Raw genomic sequence first — 16,075 nt, 5'->3', positions numbered from 1 at the left:
TCCGCGTTGACAGCCTGTCGAGTTAGGGGCGTTCATGCGTCACTCCGCAGGCGGCCGGCTCTTCTGTGCAAAATTGAGGCCGCCGACGACCTGCTGAGTCGGCAGGACTTCCATGAAGGCAACATTCATGCGTGCCGGAGACCCAACCGCGAACGCGATCGAATTGGCGATGTCCTCGGGCTGAAGTGAATCATAGTCGTCGAAGAAGCGGCGCTTGGCTTCGGCGAGGTCACCGAGCAGCCGGCCGAAAACCTCGGTCTCGACCCGCGCCGGCGATATCTCCGTGACACGAACCCTGGTCCCGTAGAGATCGACACGGAGTTGCTGCGACAGCGAGTGAATGCCGGCCTTGGTGGCGTGATACACGGTGTTGCCGCCGCCGAATGCGTAGTGGCCGGCGATCGAGGAGATGTTGACGACATGGCCGCGGTCGCGGTGCGCCATGCCCGGCACGACCAGCCGCGTCAGATGCAGGACCGCGCGCAGATTGACGTCGATCAGGGCGTCGACATCCTCGGGCGTGGTGTCCAGGATATTGCCGCGCCGGGACTGACCGGCGTTGTTGACCAGGACGTCGAACTCGACCGACTTCGCCAAGGCCGCAAGCGTATCGAGGTCGCTGATGTCGACGGCGCAGGGTCGGCAACCGGTCTCTGCCGACAGGGCGCTCAGGCGAGTGGCGTCGCGGGCCACGGCGTAGACTTCGAGCCCTTCCGCACTCAGGCGGCGAACCGTCGCAGCCCCTATTCCGGAGGATGCGCCCGTCACCAGGGCCGTACGATAGTCCGAAAATCCCATCCGCGAGGGCTCCTCTGCTACCGTCCAACCCGCTGATGGCGTCGGCTGCAACGCGAGCGGCGGACGAGTTCAGCACTAGCTATAGGCCCCTCAGGTTCCCAGTGGTAAGAACAATTCCTTCTGATCCCATAGCTTCAGCCTATTGCTGCTGCACTGCTCCCTGACTGGATATGCGGAGACGCCGTATTGGATACGAAACGTTTGGAGGCCTTCATCAAGGTCGTGGATCTCGGCAGCATGACGAGCGCGGCGAAGGTGCTGAATGTCGCACAGCCGGCCCTGAGCCAGCACATTGCGAGCCTGGAGGCGGACTTCAAGTGCAAGCTGCTCGACCGCAGCGCCCGCGGGGTCAAGCCCACCGAGGCCGGAAGAATTCTCTACCGTTATGCCAAGTCGATCCAGCGGCAGCTCGAAGAGGCGAGGCGCACAATTCTGGACAACAAGCCGGAGCTGACCGGCAACGTCACGATCGGACTGGCCCCGCTCAGTTCGGCGGCATTGCTGGCGACCCCGCTGCTGATGCAGGTGCGCGAACGCTATCCCGGCATCGTGCCGCACATTTACGACAGCTCCGGGGTCATGCTCAGCGAGATGATGCTGAAGGGGAGCATGGATATGGCTGTCCTCTACGGCGAGCGACCGGTGACCGGTCTCGATTACAAGCCGCTGATGCGCGAGTACTTTTACCTTGTCGCGCCTCGCAGCATGTATCCGGAGCAGATGCCTTCGGAGGACGTTTCGGCGGCGGAGGTCGCAGAATTCGACCTGCTGCTTCCATATCGGGAATCCTTTCTGCGACAGACGGTGGAGCGGGTCTGCGCCGAGGTCGGACTCCGCCCGCGCATCGTCGCCGAGATCCACTCCCAATCGACCCTGTCTTCGGCGATTGCCGCCGGCGTGGGGGCGGCGGTGCTGCCCATGTCGATCGCAAAGGAGTTGCCGAACCTCGACGAACTCTGCATTCGGCGCATTAACGCGCCGTCGGCCTCGCAGCAGATGTCGTTATGCATTTCCGATAACGCTGCGTTGTCCGACGCCGCATTCGCCGTCTACAAGATCCTGCTCGAGATCATCGTCAAGACCTGGGGGCCGTTCGACGCCCAGCTCGGCTCGGCTGCCATCGCCGCGGGTGGCCCAACGTCGTTTCCGGACGGGCCGAAGGACGAGCCATAACGAAACACGATGCGGCAATCCTAAAATCTGAATTTGCCGCCCCCGGGCGGTTGGTTATGGAGGTGTAACGGAGATCGCGACCGCAAGGAGGTTTTCATGGTGCATGTGATCAGGACATTCGATCGGCCCACCGCCGAGCTTGTCGAGCGCATCAAGAAGTTTCCTCCGTCCACCCTGCATGAGGCGCAAGGGCGCTCGGGCGCGCTGACCTCCCGCATCAAGCCGATCTATTCCGGCATGCGCGCCTGCGGACCGGCGCTGACGGTGAGCTGCCATCCGGCCGACAACATGATGCTGATCACGGCGATTTCGCTGGCAAAGCCCGGCGACGTGCTCGTGGTGAGCGCGGGCGATCATCCCGAGCAGGGCGGTTTCGGCGAAGTGCTGGCGACGGCCTGTGTCGCCAAGGGCATCGTCGGCCTGGTCACGGATGCCGGCGTTCGCGACGGCCTTGCGGTGCGTGACGCCGGCTTCAACGTCTTCTCCTACGGCCTCTGCATGAAAGGCACCGTCAAGGAGACCCTCGGCACCATCAATCAGCCGATCGTCATCGGCGGCATCGCGGTCCGCCCAGGTGACATCGTCAGCGCCGATGACGACGGCGTCGTGATCGTGCCGAAGGAGAACGTCGCCGACGTCTGCGCCAAGTCGGCGGCGCGCGAGGACAAGGAAGCCGGCGTGATGAAGGCGCTCAAGGCCGGCGGTGACATCCTCGAGCTCTCCGGCATCGGCAAGGTGCTGGAATCCAAGGGCTGCACGTTCGGCTAGGCTGTCCGGCATCGCACTCTTGCAATGATGAGAGATCAGGTGTCTGCCGTTCTCGGCTCGGGCGAGCACCGCTACCGCGTCGTCGACAATTGGGCGAAGCTGCCGGAGGGCTGGCAGCTCACCGACGTCGCCTCCGTCGCCGTCGACAGCAAGGACCGCGTCTACGTCTTCAACCGTGGCACCCATCCGATGGTGGTGTTCGATCGCGATGGCAATTTCTTGCGCAGCTGGGGCGAGGGACTGTTCTCCCGCGCTCACGGCCTGCATATCGACACCGCCGACAATCTATACTGCACCGACGACGGCGACCACACCGTGCGAAAATGCACGACGGACGGCAAGGTGCTGCTGACGATCGGCGCCCCCCAAAAGCCCGCACCATTCATGAGCGGCGATCCCTCCCATCGCTGCACCCACACGGCTTTGTCGCCGAATGGCGAGATCTACGTCTCCGACGGCTACGGCAACGCCCGTATCCACAAATTCACGCCTGACGGCAAGCTGATCAGGAGCTGGGGCGCGCCGGGCACTGATCCTGGCCAGTTCAACATCGTGCACAATATCGTCACCGATGCCGATGGCTGGGTCTATGTCGCCGATCGCGAGAACCATCGCGTGCAGGTGTTCGACGGCAACGGCAAATACGAGACCCAGTGGAACAATCTGCACCGGCCCTGCGCACTGTGCTCTTGCGGTGGGGCTAAGAATCCCACCTTCGTCATTGGCGAGCTCGGTCCCGCCATGCCGGTCAACCGCAAGGTGCCCAATCTCGGCCCGCGGCTGTCGATCGTGGATGCCAGGGGCAAGCGCATCGCGCGGCTCGGTGGCGAGGATGGCCCGGGTCTTGCGAGCGGCAAATTCCTCGCGCCGCATGGTATCGCGCTGGACTCCAGAGGCGACATGTATGTTGGCGAGGTCGGCGTCACCGACTGGAAGACGAATTTTCCCGACGAGGACATGCCGGCCGTGGTTCTCGCCACGCGGTGCTTGCAGAAGTTGGAGCGCGTGAGGGGTTAACCTGGCTAGAGGCGCTATGGTTAGACCATCAGGATCCCAAGCTCCGAGCGTGGCTACTCTTCGCTAGAACAGGGCTCCGAATAGTGACAATCGCGCCGATTTGTCCGCCAAACTACGGTTTCTTGCTAATAAGGACTTGTACATCGCGATATGACTTCCAGCACTAGTTGCCACCCGTGATCCCGCGCTCTCGGATGATCTCGCCAAACCGCTTGGAATCTTCGCGGGCTCTCGCACCGAACGCATCAGGTGACATCGCCACAGGTACATTGCCAACGGCAGTGATACGTTCCTTCAACGTGGCCGTCGCGAGCGCCCGGTTGACCTCGGTGTTGAGGCGCAGGATGACCTCCTGCGGGGTTCCGGCAGGTGTATAGACGCCAAAGATAGCGTCCGCGTCAAAACCGGTGAGGCCAAGCTCATCCAGTGTCGGCACGTCGGGGAGCTGAGGCGAGCGCTGCGGGCTTCCGATCGCAAGAGCCCGCAGTACGCCGGACTTCACGTGCTCGATGGCGATGCCGGGGTCGAACAGGAAGTCGATCTGTCCCGCCAGCAGGTCATTCAGCGCCGGAGCTGCGCCACGATAGGGCACATGCACGGCGTCCGTGCCGGTCATCTTCTTGAGCAGCTCGGCGGCGAGATGTGGAGAGCTGCCGATACCCGGCGATCCGAAATTGCGCTTGCCCGGGTTGGCCTTGAGATCGGCGACGAACGCCTTGAAATCCTGCGCCGAATTCTGCGTGCGAACGACGAGATAGAAGGGGACACGCGCAACGGAAGCGACGGGAACGATGTCTTTCGTCGGATCGAAGGGCAGGTTGGCATACAAATGCGGATTGATCGCAACCATGCCGCCTGACGACATCAACAAGGTGTAGCCATCCGGTGTCGCGCGGGCTGCCATTTCGCCACCGAGATTTCCGTTGGCGCCGCCCTTGTTTTCGACGACCACGGGTTGCCCGAAGGTCTCACTGAGCGACTGTCCGATCAGACGGGCAAGCAGATCGGCAGCCCCGCCCGCCGGGAAGTTGACGATGAGGCGAATGGGATGGGTCGGCCAGGGAGCCGACGTAGAAGTCGACGAAGGAGTGGGCGAAGTCTGCGCCAGCGATGGCGATAACATACTCGCAACCAGAGCAAGCGCGGTCACGATGGCCCTCATATGCGTCTCCCTGAACTTTGATTGTTGGTACATGGTAGATCTTTGATCCACCTTGAGGATCTCGCTCGCTGCAAAGAGGCAGCTCGCGCAATTCAACCGAGGAAATCGCCGATCGCTGTGACGCAGTTTGGATCTTCCTGCATGGCAAAGTGCCCGACATCAGGCACGATATGGATGCGTGCGTTTGGAATCTCTTTTGCCCATAGCTCGGCCTGGCTGGCCAGCGCGATCCTGTCCTTATCGCCCCAGAGCAGGAGGGTTTCATTGGGGATGCGGCTCAGCCAGCGACGGAGATTTGGGTGTCCCATGCCATGCGCTTTCATGATGTGGCCGAGCGCCCTGCCTTCTCTTTCCCTTGCCGCGACGAACCGTTCGAGTGGAGGTGCAAGCGCGCCTCCGGGAAAGTATTGGGCCGCGATCTCGGCGCGATGAGCGAAGTATTGCGGCAAATCCTGCGGAATGACGCTGCGGGGGTCGGCGCCGCGATGATCGGGATGGTTCAATCCTGCGGGCGCATTGAGCACCAGACGAGCAAAACGCTCGCCCGCGACGACAGCCATTTCCGCGGCCATCCAACCACCCATGGAATGTCCGACAAGGTGCGGCCGATCAAGCCCCAGCGCCGCGACGAGCCGCAAGTTATGGACGGTCAGATCCTGCATTCCGCAAACGTGCGGGGCGGGCCCGCTTTCGCCGAAGCCAGGGTGAAACGGCAGATACACGCGAAACCTGTTGGCGAGACCGCGCGCCCATTCATGCCCCTCGATGGTTGCTGCGCCATGAAGGGCCAGGACGGCGGGTCCCTGTCCGATAGCCTTTATCACCGTATCGACACCGTCGATGTCGAGTCTTAGGGTTTCGAATGTCACCTCAAACTCCCTGCTCCTTCCAGGCCCGCCGCGCGTCCATCCCAATGGGAGGCGCTAGCTGTCTTGCGAGGCGTTGCATGCGCACAAAATCCACCACCTGGTGGCCGACCGTCTCGAGCTGGCGCGCGGTTGCCGGATCGGTGCAGTTTCCGTCGGCGTCGAACAACACCGCGGAGGTGTTGAGCATCGCTCCAAACGGGGTAGTCCAGCCCCGGAGCGCATGCGTGATCGTTCGGAGCGCCGCCAGCGTCTGCCCAACCGCCTGCCAGCCGCCAGCGCATGCGATGCAGCCGACCGGAATTCCGTCGAGATAGGCGCGCGCGTCGGTCCTTAGCTCCTCGGCGTAGTCGAGCGCGTTCTTGATCAATCCGGATATCGATCCGTGGTAGGCGGGCGAGGCGACGATCAGGCCGTGGCATTGACGAAGCGCGGCCAGGAGGCGGGAAGCCTGTTCAGATGGCGGCTGCCCGGGCATGTACATCGGCAGCAGCAATTCTGTGCCGGAGAGCAGGATTGTCCTTGCGCCTCTTCGCTCGGCCGCCTTGAGGCTGATGGTGAGCGCGCGCTCGGATGACGACCCGGATCGCGGCGTTCCACCAATCCCGAGAACGAGAGGCCTGTCCTGAATCATCCTCTGCTCCAGCCGTTGTGCCGCCAGGGGCGGGCGCTCAGCCAATCTGCGCGCGCCGCATCTGGGGAAGAACCTCCTCGCCAAAGAGAACGAGCGATTCGAGGCGTCGCGCCGCACTGCCCCGGCTCAGCATCGCGAGAAAATGCCCCGCACCACATGTGCGGCATTGATCGATGATCTGCTCGGCGACCTGGGACGGCGTGCCCGCGACGTAATCGTCGTCATGCAGCGAAAATCCGGCTCCGGCCTTCGGCGCATCGAGGGTTGACGATGCGCGGTCGGCGACACGTGGATCGCCGGCGACGATCTTCAAGGTCGCCGCCTTTGCGGTCCGCGCCTCTTCGCGTGCCGCGGCGGCGTCGCGCGAAACGGAGATGTTGCGGCGGATTCCGAACTGGTTGGGGCCTGCGGGCTGTGCGAGTGCGGCGCACTCCCTTCGGTATGCATCGAATATCTCGGATATGCGGGCGACCGACTCGAAGCCGGTGCAAATCTTAGATTGCCGTTGAGCGGACTTCTGCGCGGATGCAGTGCTGACGACGGTGGTCCATTTCGGCGGCGCAGGCTGCAGGAAGATGCCCGGCATCAGGTTGAGGTTCTCGAAGGTCCAATACTTTCCACGGTGGTTGATAATGGGGTTCGCTAGGGCCGCATCGAGTATCTCGAGAGCCTCGTTGAATCGCTCGCGGGCCTCCGCCATGCCGAGACCGATCTGCGCCAGTTCCTGCGGAACTCCGGCTGCAAAGCCGATCTCCAAGCGCCCGTTCGTCAGATGGTCGAGCATCGTCAGCTCTTCGATGACGCGCCACGGCTCATAGAGCGGCACCACGTTTCCCATCGTCCCCAGGCGCAGCCTTTTGGTGTGGCGGGAGATGGCGGCGATCAGGAGATTGGGGGAAGGGCTCAACGAGTGGGCGAAGTGATGCTCGCTGAAGAAGATTCCTTCAAAGCCGAGCCGTTCGGCTTCCAACCAGAAGGCGAAATTGTCGTTGAACACGGCCGTCACGGCGCCCGGCAGGACGGTCCCATCGCTCGGATTGGGGGCCTGCATGAATTCGAAGATCCATGGCTTGATCACGGTGTTCCTCCGGAGCGCGATTGTGTTTGGCGGCGTTTTCAGCGCGCTGAATTTAGTTGCATGGTTCCCGAAATCTGAAAAATCGATTATATTGATCCGTGATATTCACAGGATGGATGCGATAGATGCGGTTCGAGGGGCTGGACCTCAATCTCCTGGTCGCTCTCGACGCGATCCTCGAAGAGCGCAGCGTCATGGGGGCCAGTCGCCGGCTTCATCTGAGCCAGCCGGCGATGAGCGCAGCCATTGGAAGATTGCGTCAGTACTTCGGCGACGAGATTTTCACGATTTCACAGCGAAAGCTCGTGCCAACGCCGTTGGCGCAATCGCTGGAAAAGCCGACGCGGGACATATTGCTGCGTATCCGGGCCAACCTGATCTCGCCCCCGAAATTCGACCCGGTGAGCTCGGAACGTCGTTTTCGTCTGGTCGTTTCCGATTATGCGAGCATCGTATTGATGCATGCCGTGATGAAGCGCGTCTATCAGGCTGCACCGCGCGTTTGCCTTGAAATTCTTCCCTTTAGCGACCGGGTCGATGACCAGCTTCAGCGAGGGGAGGTCGATTTTGCCGTGGTGCCGACGTCGAATCTCATTGACGGCCATCCCAGCCAGCATCTGTTTGCAGACGAATTCTGCTGCGTCGCCTGGCGCGGAAGCCGCCAGATCGGCCGTTCGATCTCGCTCCGGCGTTATCTGCAAGCCGGACATATAACGGCTCAACTCGGGCTTATGGGCGGGGTATCCTTCGATGAGCGTGCGCTCGTCCAGCTAGGTTATCGACGGCGCGTCGAGGTCATTGCCCCGAACTTTACGGCGATGGCTGCCATGGTGATCGGGACAGACCGGATCGCAACCATGCATCATCGCCTCGCTGCGATCTTTGCGAGAAATTTTCCACTAAAATTGCTACGCGCGCCTGTCCGCTTCCCGGCATTTCGGGAGGCTCTTCAATGGCCAGCGTCGTTTCACATGGATCCAGCGCTGGCGTGGTTACGCGAGATAATAACCGACGTTGCTTCCGAGGTTGAGCGAACTCCGGCAGCACAAATGAAGGTTGGCTAATGGAGCGGCTCGAACCTGCCACTTTCGCTGGCAACGTCGTGCCGGGCCTGACCGCGCTCAGCTCTTGTACAGGCTGTAGAGATTGGATTCGAAGCTCGCTTCTGCCACCCTGAACCAAGTCACGATGTCCTCGCGAAATTTGAGCCATTCGCCGTAGATCTTGCGGAAGTCGGGATTCTTCTCCGCTTCTTCGGCGTACAGCGCGAAAGCCGCGCGGTAGCCGCCCTCCATGATCTCGCGGGAGAACGGCCTGAGCTCGACGCCATTTGCGATCAAGCGGCGCAGCGGCGCCATGTTGCTGGCATCGTAGTGCGACAGCATGTCCCACGACGCCTCCGCGGCCGCCACTTCAAACGCGCGCTGGTAGTGTGACGGCAGCGATGACCACGCCTTCGCGCCGACATAGAACGCCAGCTGTCCCGTGCAGTCCCACCAGCCCGGGTAATAGTAGTATTTGGCGACCTTGTTGAAACCGAGCTTCTCGTCGTCGTAGGGGCCGACCATTCGACGGCGTCGATCGTGCCTCTCTCCAATGCAGGATAGGTTCGCCGCCGGCGATGTTTTGCGGAACGACCCCGAGCCGCGCGACGACGTCGCCGGAGATGCCGGGGATGCGCATCTTTAGGCCCTTCAGGTCATTGAGTGTGTTGACCTCGCGGCGAAACCAGCCGCCCATCTGCACGCCGGTGCTGCCGCCGGGAAAGTTCACGATCCCATAGGACTTGAAGAACTCCCTGAACAGCTCGAGCCCGCCGCCGCGATACATCCAGGACAGATGCTGACGCGGAGTCATGCCGAAGGGCAGCCCGGTGTCGATCGCGAACGCCTTGTTCTTGCCGCTGTAGTAGATCGAGGCGGTATGCCCAAACTCGGCCGTCTCGCTCTGAATGGCATCGAGCACCTGCAGGCCCGGCACGATTTCGCCGGGGCCGAACACCTGGATTTGGAAGCCGCCATCCGTCATCTCCGCGACGTGCTTGGCGAGGCGAATGGCCATGCCGTGGATGGTGTCGAGGTTCTTGGGATAGCTGGACGCCAGACGCCAGCGGACCGTGGCTTTCTGCGCGCGGACGACGGTGGGAGCGGCCAACGGCAACAGTCCAACCGCTGCAGCTCCAACGATAGCTCGACGAGTCTTCATGGTTTCCACCCCGGTTCGTTATGATTGCTTATGATTATTGTTGGTTGGATCGGCTGACGGCGCGCCGGCTCTTTCCGGCGCTCCATCCGCAAATCTAGAGCTTCCGTTCCATCACGGCGTCGAAATTGGTGACGGGCGGAAAGGCCTCCTTGTCGATGACGACATCGATCACGAACGGATCCGATGCCTTCATGGCGATCGCCAGGGCTGCCGCAAACTTGTCGCGGCCCGTGACGCGCCCGCCTCTTGCGCCGAGGGCGATGCCAGCCGCAGCGAAGTCGACCCGGCCGAAATCGTTCACTCCCGCGACGACATTGCCGTTCCAGCGGTACTTCTGCTCGTGGTACTCGAAGGCGAGCGCGCTGTTGTTCATGGCGATGATCACCACAGGCAGCTTGTACCGGACCGCGGTCTCGATATCGGCCAGATGATAGCCCGCGCCGCGATCGCCGGTGACGCACACCACCTTCTCCTGTCGCGCGATTTGGACGCCGAGGGAAGCGGGAAGGGCCCAGCCGAGCGATCCAACTGCGCGGAAGAACGCATCGTATCGCAGCGCCGGAAACAGAACGCCCGTCCAGGCTGCCATGTAGCCGGTGTCCGCCACAAGGGTGATCTCCCTGGGTAGCGGGAGAGCTCGTCGAGCACCGTCAGCGGGGAGAGCGCGGCGTTTCCGGACGCAGCGGGCATCGCCAAAGCGGAACGTTGCCTTGGTAGAGATCAACAACTTGTCACGGCTCCCTTTAATGGCTTGCCCACGATGCGCTCGGACTCGCAGAGAGAATAGCCGTCTGCGCTGTCAGACATCGATACGCCGGCGTCGAGGCAGATATCTGAGAGGCGCCGGCTTCGTTTGCGTCGGTGCTGCCCCAGGCAGGGAGCCGACCAACCCCCCCAAAGGTGCCCATCCCCAGACTGAGAGCCGGTACCACCCAAGCGCCTGTCTTCCATTGTTCAACGCCGCCTACGTTCTCGTGCTCGCAGGGCTTTATCTGCTATGGCAGCGGGTGCGGAACGGCGAATTGCGGGGTCCCGCATGCAAAGTCTCGGCGCGATGTTGCTCGGGGCCATCTTCAATCTTCTCGAGGGCGTGGCGATCACGAGATCCTGCGCTGCATCAGGTCAACGAAACGGTGTCCGAAGGCCAGCGCGTCTTTGGGTTATCGGGTTCCTGGTGTGGGGAGCGGCGACGCTGACCATGGGCGCCAACATGGTGCGCGCGAGCCAGGAGAGAATGCATGCTGAAAGCCGCTTACAGTCTCGCTAGCAAGCCACAGCGATGGTGATTTACGCGGTCTTCCTGCTGCTGCTGCTGCTGGTGCTCGCCATGGTTCCAACATTTCGCGTTGTCCTGTTCGGGGTACTCGACGATCTCCTGCAATTGCGCTGCTTCGAGGCGGGCTGAATTTCACAAGTGAGTCGAGCCTCTTCGTTCCCACGATTGTTCTTGAGCGTGCCGGAGGTAACCATGGTTGATTTCAGGCTTCCGAAACATTCGCGTACCGAAAAAAACCGTGTGGCCGAAGCCGGCCGGAAAGACACTGATTCCAGGTCTAGCACTGGAATCCGGACGATGGCGGCAATCCCAGGCTCGATACCTATTCGTGGACGCGTCGGGCTGCGCGCCGATGCTGCTTGACCATGCGAAGAATGTGCAGCGCGCCGAGACCTTCTCGGGCATCGCCTGCGTGAAGCGCCAGAACATCGCCGGCAGGATGTTGCCATCCCCGTCGCTTGCGGCGGTAGCAGCCTCCGGCAGCTTAGCCGCGCTGGAGCAGCTTTCTCCAGCGCGTTAGTGAACTTCAGAAAAACCAGTTGCTTACAGAAAACGACTCGGACTTAAAGTCCGACACGACAAAATAACTCGTTCCTACAATCAAAGCTGACTCGTTCTTTCAGCGCAGGAGCGTGAATTTTTAATGCGTTAGTCGACTCGTTCTTAATCTGTCAGCATAGCACCAGGAGGTTCAGAGCCCCGACATCATAACGTACTTGATCTCAACGTACTCTTCCATGCCATGGTGGGAACCTTCACGCCCGAGGCCGCTTTCCTTCACACCTCCGAACGGCGCCACCTCGGTCGTGATCAGACCGGTGTTGATACCGACCATGCCAGATTCCAGTGCCTCTGCGACACGCCAGACGCGCCCGATATCACGTGAGTAGAAGTAGGAAGCCAGACCAAACGGCGAGGCGTTGCACATCTCGATCACGTCGGCTTCGTCCTTGAAGCGGAATACGGGCGCGAGCGGGCCGAAGGTCTCCTCGCGTGCAACGAGAGCGTCAGGCCTGACATTGGCGAGCACGGTTGGCTGGAAGAAGCTCCCGCCAAGCGCGTGACGCTTGCCGCCGATTACCACCTTCGCGCCACCTTTCACCGCGTCGGCGATATGCTTCTCGACCTTGTCAACGGCTTCCATGTTGATCAGTGGTCCCTGTGTGACGCCGTCTTCCGTTCCGTTGCCGATTTTCATCGCGGCGACCTTCCTTGACAGCTTATCGACGAATTCGTCGTAGATCTTGTCCTGGGCGTAGATGCGGTTGGCGCAGACGCAGGTCTGGCCCATGTTCCGGTATTTCGAGACCATGGCGCCCTCTACCGCGGCGTCAACATCGGCATCGTCGAACACGATGAACGGCGCGTTGCCGCCGAGCTCGAGGCCTAGCTTCTTCACGCCCGCGGAAGCCTGCTGATAGAGGATCTTGCCGACTTCGGTCGAGCCGGTGAAGCCGATAAAGCGCACCGCAGGATGCTCGCATAGAACCTTGCCGATCGCCGACGAATTGCCGGTGAGAATGTTGAAAACGCCTCTCGGGACGCCGGCTCTTTCGGCGAGAGCAACCAGCGCCAGCGCGGTGAGAGGGGTTTCGTTGGCGGGCTTGAGCACCACGGTGCAGCCAGCGGCGAGTGCCGGTGACACCTTCCGGGTGATCATCGAGCAAGGGAAATTCCACGGCGTAATGGCGCCGCAAACGCCGATCGGCTGCTTGATCGCGAGCAGCCGCGCATCGGCACGCTGCGTTGGAATCGTCTCGCCATAGACGCGGCGCGCTTCCTCGGCGAAGAACTCAACATAGGCGCCGCCAATATCGACTTCACCGAGCGCCTCGGTGAGCGGTTTGCCCTGTTCGGAGGTCAGGATCAGCGCTATGTCCTCGCGGTTCGCGGCGATCAGTTCGAACCATTTGCGCAAAATGTTGGCGCGCTGCTTGGCCGTCAACTTGGCCCAGCCGGGGAAAGCGCGTGCGGCGGCTTCGACCGCTTGCGTCGTCTCGGCGGCGCTCATCACCGGGATCTTGGCAAGTTCCACGCCGTCGACGGGGTTGGTGACCGCGCGTGAAGGCGATCCGACCCAGGTGCCATCGATATAGCAGGCGTCCCGCAGCAGCGACGGATCCTTAAGGCGGTTGTGCAAGGCGGAGGTGTGTTGGGTACGTGTGGCAGCCGTCGGGGTCATGGCGTTGGTCCTGAGGCAATCGTGGATTCAATCGGAGCTCTAGAAAAATGGCCGCGCGACATACCGCGCGGCCAAGTCAGGGAGGAAACGCCCCAAAGGGCCTAGGAGCTGCAGCAAGTAGATGAACTCGCGGCAACTCCAATCTTGCACGAAACGTCGTGAAATTCGTGCAAGCACCCATCGCATACTCATTTCCTCACGAGTATTGGCGGCGTTCGCTGGGAGATCTTGCAGCTTTTTTGCGCGAATACACCGAAGCTCGCAGAAACTGCGTCAACGCAACATTTCGTAGGTGAAGCGTCGAGCTCGGGCGCTGTTCAATTAAGGACATCGAGTAGTCGTTCGACATCGCGTGGCGGCGTCGGCTTCAGGGAAAATCAATCTGCGCGCCCCGAATTAGCACCATTTGCGTGTAGCGACAGCGCGGACAGCTTCGTGTTTCGGACAAAGTCATTGAAGGGCTGGCAGCGAAGCTGCGATTCGCGCCCGCTGATATTGCTATGAGCGTCACCGGCAATCCGCGAGCAGTTTGAGCCAGCGCCACCTTGTCCGCCGGCGACGAATTTCGGTGGCCCATCCACCCCGCCTTCCTTCGCTTTTGAGATCAGGCTCGCAATCCAGAAGCGCCGGAACGTCCCTTGGAGTAGGGGGCGGTATGTGATCAGCCGTAGCAGAGTTGAGGGCACCTGTGCCTTTCAAGCGCGCTCGGCTCTGTGCTCTCCATCTTTATCTTTGCTCGCTTTATCTGATCAACCCGAGTGAGGGCGTGAGGATCTAGTGACGGCAGTGAAGTACTCTGACCACAACCCTGCTTTCCCGACGCCGCAAGGCCGACCGATTTTAAAGGTTGTCGGGTTTACCCGCAGCAGAATTTCACTGGAGGGCGCTTCTTTGGAGCAGGATTGCTGCGTGCCTTCGACTGCCCATAGCGGAATGACCTGACAGGGTTGCGCGCCACAAATCATCGGCATCGGCCGTCGCTGAGTTCTCAGCCACTCAATCACGGCCTTTTGGGGTGTGGTCGCGCATCATGGCGTTCTCGTGCGTAGCGAGTCTTGTCTAATTGACACCTGCCAACTGGAAGCACGGCTGACATGGCCTGAGAGTGGCCTTTGATATGCAATTTGATGAGATCGCCCGTACCTCGTCATAAAGCTGTATCAGTGTATCCGTAGCCTAGGTCATTCTGCGGCGGAGTTCGTTTTGGGACGTTGTCAGCCCGAGAAGGAATGAACACGGTAGTGACTTTGGCAGGAGGCCGACAACCGGCCGGTTCTCGCTACCTCAAAAGATATTGCCGTGACTGCTGCGTTCGCGAAGGAAAGATTCCGGTTCATTAGAAACAAAGACGAATTCGTTTCATTGACTGAGCGAAGATCGCTCCTACATTTTCAACGTCAGAGCGAAGTCATCATGCCGTAGTAGAGTCCCTGCCGACGGCCTTTGCTCAAGAAGAAACTTTTTCGATTGAACCACGAAGCGCCAAATCGACGATCGCTCAAGCGACCGGCGATGGCGGAGTGTTGCTCTACCGGATCATAGGATGAGGATAGAACGATGCGAAATACGAAAATCGTTGATGCATTCATTCCGCGGACAAGCGTCATTAGGCGGGCGCTGCGGCTTGGTGCCGAGATTGTGAATGTCAAACTTTCTTCCAAAATGTCGCAGGACGTTCTCTGTGCCATTCGACAAGTCCTGCATGAGCAGCAAGTCATCTTCTTCCGTGACCAGACGCATCTTGACGAGGCCGAACAGTACCGCTTGGTGGCTATGCTCGGCAACGCAGGCTCGCAGCCCTCGCTCGCACCTTCCGTTCCGCTCGCGACCGTCGAATATGCCTCATATGACCATCGGTCTACGAATATCATTCATCATGTCGATTCAGGACTCTGCCTTCTACGGTCCGGGACGATCGCACCCGGCAGCCACGAGGCGGCCTGGTCGAACATGCGAACTGCCTATCTCGACCTTCCGCTGCCGCTTCGTAAGCTGGCTGACGAGCTGTGGGCTATTCATCGCGGTGAGTCTGCGGACGGCCTGGAAGCATGCGATGCCGAGGCGAACACAAAGTTTCCGAACGAGCAGCTCGCTCAAACAGGCTTTGAAGTCGACCATCCGGTGGTGAGAATCCATCCCCTGACGGGTGAACGCGTTCTTGCCATTGGTAATGTCGTAGATCGATTCGTCGGATTACAGAAGGATACGGGCCAGAAGCTCTTTCATCTGCTCCACTCCTATATCACTGCGCCGCAAAATTCGGTTAGGTGGAGCTGGCAGGCCGGAGATGTGGCGATTTGGGATCCTCGTGCAGCTCACTACTATACGATCCATGACATGCAGAGGGGCACAACAGATCGTGACAATCTCGCTCGTGATCTGCCGGTCAGCGTGAATGGTCATCGGGGCGGGATGCGGAGTATGCTGCCGAAGCCTCACGCAGCGAGGGCGGCCTGACTCTGGACGACGCTTGCGATCTGCCTCAGCCGGCCTCTTATATATATCGAGCGAGCCCCGACTCGCGACGAAATCGCCTGCTGCCTATTTGAGAGGAATTAGGTCTCTTGGGTCGACGTGAGGCGCAGACATGAGACGCGGAATTTGCCCTTCGCCGGTCTTGCGCGCAGGAGCGGTGCCGGCAGCCACAATGATCATTTCGGCGCGCTCGCTTCTATCGAATCCGGACAAGCGTCTCACTCGCAGCAGGGGGCGGCCATCACGGGTGATTGCTTCAAATTTCAGCTCTTGAACGCACAATTGCGGCTTCTAGCGGGTGAGATAGCCGATTCGCAACTCTCAGGTTCGATATTAATACTCCGACATGGACCTGTCCGTGGGCCGCCACATTCTTGAGGGTTGGATAATCGTAACGATCAGCTAGGACGCGGCCCCACCAGGTAGAACGCCGGACCGGGG

Annotated in this window: 15 protein-coding genes and 2 pseudogenes; 7 read left to right on the top strand and 10 right to left on the bottom strand. The window is 60.8% G+C overall.

All coding sequences use genetic code 11. The annotated features are described in order from the left end of the window. Positions 1-39: 39 nt before the first annotated feature. Positions 40-798, bottom strand: coding sequence for an SDR family oxidoreductase (locus I6F31_RS05820; RefSeq protein ID WP_225185033.1), 759 nt, complete (start codon positions 796-798; stop codon positions 40-42). 201 nt (positions 799-999) lie between these two features. On the opposite strand from I6F31_RS05820, the gene I6F31_RS05815 reads away from it, so the two are divergent. The 3 genes from I6F31_RS05815 to I6F31_RS05805 all read left to right on the top strand — a co-directional run bounded on the left by I6F31_RS05815 (position 1,000) and on the right by I6F31_RS05805 (position 3,756). Further along, positions 1,000-1,971 carry a LysR substrate-binding domain-containing protein gene (locus I6F31_RS05815; RefSeq protein ID WP_249788070.1) on the top strand — a complete coding sequence of 324 codons (972 nt, stop codon included), beginning with the start codon at positions 1,000-1,002 and terminating at the stop codon, positions 1,969-1,971. A 96-nt stretch (positions 1,972-2,067) separates the two neighbouring features. Then, a complete protein-coding gene (locus tag I6F31_RS05810; RefSeq protein WP_225185031.1) occupies positions 2,068-2,739 on the top strand; it encodes a 4-carboxy-4-hydroxy-2-oxoadipate aldolase/oxaloacetate decarboxylase in 672 nt (223 codons plus the stop codon). A gap of 39 nt (positions 2,740-2,778) precedes the next feature. Then, entirely contained in the window at positions 2,779-3,756 is a 978-nt protein-coding gene (locus I6F31_RS05805) for a peptidyl-alpha-hydroxyglycine alpha-amidating lyase family protein (protein ID WP_225185030.1), read from the top strand. Positions 3,757-3,919: 163 nt separating this feature from the next. Here the strand turns inward: I6F31_RS05805 and I6F31_RS05800 are convergent, their stop codons facing one another. From I6F31_RS05800 to I6F31_RS05785, 4 genes are all read right to left on the bottom strand, one after another. Beyond that, positions 3,920-4,918, bottom strand: coding sequence for a tripartite tricarboxylate transporter substrate binding protein (locus I6F31_RS05800; RefSeq protein ID WP_225185029.1), 999 nt, complete (start codon positions 4,916-4,918; stop codon positions 3,920-3,922). Between the two features lie 92 nt (positions 4,919-5,010). Next, entirely contained in the window at positions 5,011-5,787 is a 777-nt protein-coding gene (locus I6F31_RS05795) for an alpha/beta hydrolase (RefSeq protein WP_225185028.1), read from the bottom strand. A 1-nt stretch (position 5,788) separates the two neighbouring features. Further along, positions 5,789-6,463: an NAD(P)H-dependent oxidoreductase gene (locus I6F31_RS05790; protein WP_225185027.1), complete on the bottom strand. Its 675-nt coding sequence runs from the start codon at positions 6,461-6,463 to the stop codon at positions 5,789-5,791. After that, positions 6,456-7,496, bottom strand: a complete 1,041-nt coding sequence (locus tag I6F31_RS05785) for an LLM class flavin-dependent oxidoreductase (protein ID WP_225185026.1) — start codon at positions 7,494-7,496, stop codon at positions 6,456-6,458. Before I6F31_RS05785 ends, I6F31_RS05790 begins: the two co-directional genes overlap by 8 nt. A 125-nt stretch (positions 7,497-7,621) precedes the next feature. On the opposite strand from I6F31_RS05785, the gene I6F31_RS05780 reads away from it, so the two are divergent. After that, a complete protein-coding gene (locus I6F31_RS05780; protein ID WP_225185025.1) occupies positions 7,622-8,560 on the top strand; it encodes a LysR family transcriptional regulator in 939 nt (312 codons plus the stop codon). Positions 8,561-8,617: 57 nt separating this feature from the next. Here I6F31_RS05780 and I6F31_RS36480 read toward each other — a convergent pair whose 3' ends face one another. From I6F31_RS36480 to I6F31_RS05765, 4 genes and pseudogenes are all read right to left on the bottom strand, one after another. Continuing rightward, the gene (locus tag I6F31_RS36480) at positions 8,618-9,064 is read right to left on the bottom strand and encodes a hypothetical protein (RefSeq protein ID WP_276573191.1); all 447 of its coding nucleotides are present in this window, start codon (positions 9,062-9,064) and stop codon (positions 8,618-8,620) included. A 100-nt stretch (positions 9,065-9,164) separates the two neighbouring features. Then, positions 9,165-9,557 (bottom strand): annotated as a pseudogene (locus I6F31_RS36475) (ABC transporter substrate-binding protein); the annotation flags it as partial. A 238-nt stretch (positions 9,558-9,795) separates the two neighbouring features. After that, a complete protein-coding gene (locus I6F31_RS05770; RefSeq protein ID WP_225185148.1) occupies positions 9,796-10,290 on the bottom strand; it encodes a thiamine pyrophosphate-dependent enzyme in 495 nt (164 codons plus the stop codon). A gap of 114 nt (positions 10,291-10,404) precedes the next feature. Next, positions 10,405-10,609 (bottom strand): annotated as a pseudogene (locus I6F31_RS05765) (aldo/keto reductase); the annotation flags it as partial. Between the two features lie 371 nt (positions 10,610-10,980). On the opposite strand from I6F31_RS05765, the gene I6F31_RS36470 reads away from it, so the two are divergent. Together I6F31_RS36470 and I6F31_RS05760 are read left to right on the top strand one after the other, a co-directional pair. Beyond that, a complete protein-coding gene (locus tag I6F31_RS36470; RefSeq protein WP_276573190.1) occupies positions 10,981-11,106 on the top strand; it encodes a hypothetical protein in 126 nt (41 codons plus the stop codon). 67 nt (positions 11,107-11,173) lie between these two features. Further along, on the top strand, positions 11,174-11,497 hold the full coding sequence (locus I6F31_RS05760) for a hypothetical protein (RefSeq protein WP_225185024.1): 324 nt from the start codon (positions 11,174-11,176) through the stop codon (positions 11,495-11,497). A gap of 171 nt (positions 11,498-11,668) precedes the next feature. On the opposite strand, the gene I6F31_RS05755 is transcribed toward I6F31_RS05760, so the two are convergent. Beyond that, on the bottom strand, positions 11,669-13,159 hold the full coding sequence (locus I6F31_RS05755) for an NAD-dependent succinate-semialdehyde dehydrogenase (protein WP_225185023.1): 1,491 nt from the start codon (positions 13,157-13,159) through the stop codon (positions 11,669-11,671). Positions 13,160-14,716: 1,557 nt separating this feature from the next. Here I6F31_RS05755 and I6F31_RS05750 point away from each other — a divergent pair. After that, on the top strand, positions 14,717-15,616 hold the full coding sequence (locus tag I6F31_RS05750; RefSeq protein WP_225185022.1) for a TauD/TfdA family dioxygenase: 900 nt from the start codon (positions 14,717-14,719) through the stop codon (positions 15,614-15,616). The last annotated feature ends 459 nt before the right edge of the window (positions 15,617-16,075 follow it).

Source organism: Bradyrhizobium sp. NBAIM01 (assembly GCF_020194115.1).
GTDB lineage: Bacteria > Pseudomonadota > Alphaproteobacteria > Rhizobiales > Xanthobacteraceae > Bradyrhizobium > Bradyrhizobium yuanmingense.
This window is presented reverse-complemented; position numbering and strand designations above follow the sequence as displayed.

Excerpts from the sequence above, each read along its gene's own strand:
- I6F31_RS05820 (WP_225185033.1), bottom strand. The coding sequence starts at position 798 with ATGGGATTTTCGGACTATCGTACGGCCCTGGTGACGGGCGCATCCTCC.
- I6F31_RS05810 (WP_225185031.1), top strand. The coding sequence starts at position 2,068 with ATGGTGCATGTGATCAGGACATTCGATCGGCCCACCGCCGAGCTTGTC.
- I6F31_RS05800 (WP_225185029.1), bottom strand. The coding sequence starts at position 4,918 with ATGAGGGCCATCGTGACCGCGCTTGCTCTGGTTGCGAGTATGTTATCG.
- I6F31_RS05780 (WP_225185025.1), top strand. The coding sequence starts at position 7,622 with ATGCGGTTCGAGGGGCTGGACCTCAATCTCCTGGTCGCTCTCGACGCG.
- I6F31_RS36480 (WP_276573191.1), bottom strand. The coding sequence starts at position 9,064 with ATGGTCGGCCCCTACGACGACGAGAAGCTCGGTTTCAACAAGGTCGCC.
- I6F31_RS05770 (WP_225185148.1), bottom strand. The coding sequence starts at position 10,290 with ATGGCAGCCTGGACGGGCGTTCTGTTTCCGGCGCTGCGATACGATGCG.
- I6F31_RS36470 (WP_276573190.1), top strand. The coding sequence starts at position 10,981 with ATGGTGATTTACGCGGTCTTCCTGCTGCTGCTGCTGCTGGTGCTCGCC.
- I6F31_RS05755 (WP_225185023.1), bottom strand. The coding sequence starts at position 13,159 with ATGACCCCGACGGCTGCCACACGTACCCAACACACCTCCGCCTTGCAC.
- I6F31_RS05750 (WP_225185022.1), top strand. The coding sequence starts at position 14,717 with ATGCGAAATACGAAAATCGTTGATGCATTCATTCCGCGGACAAGCGTC.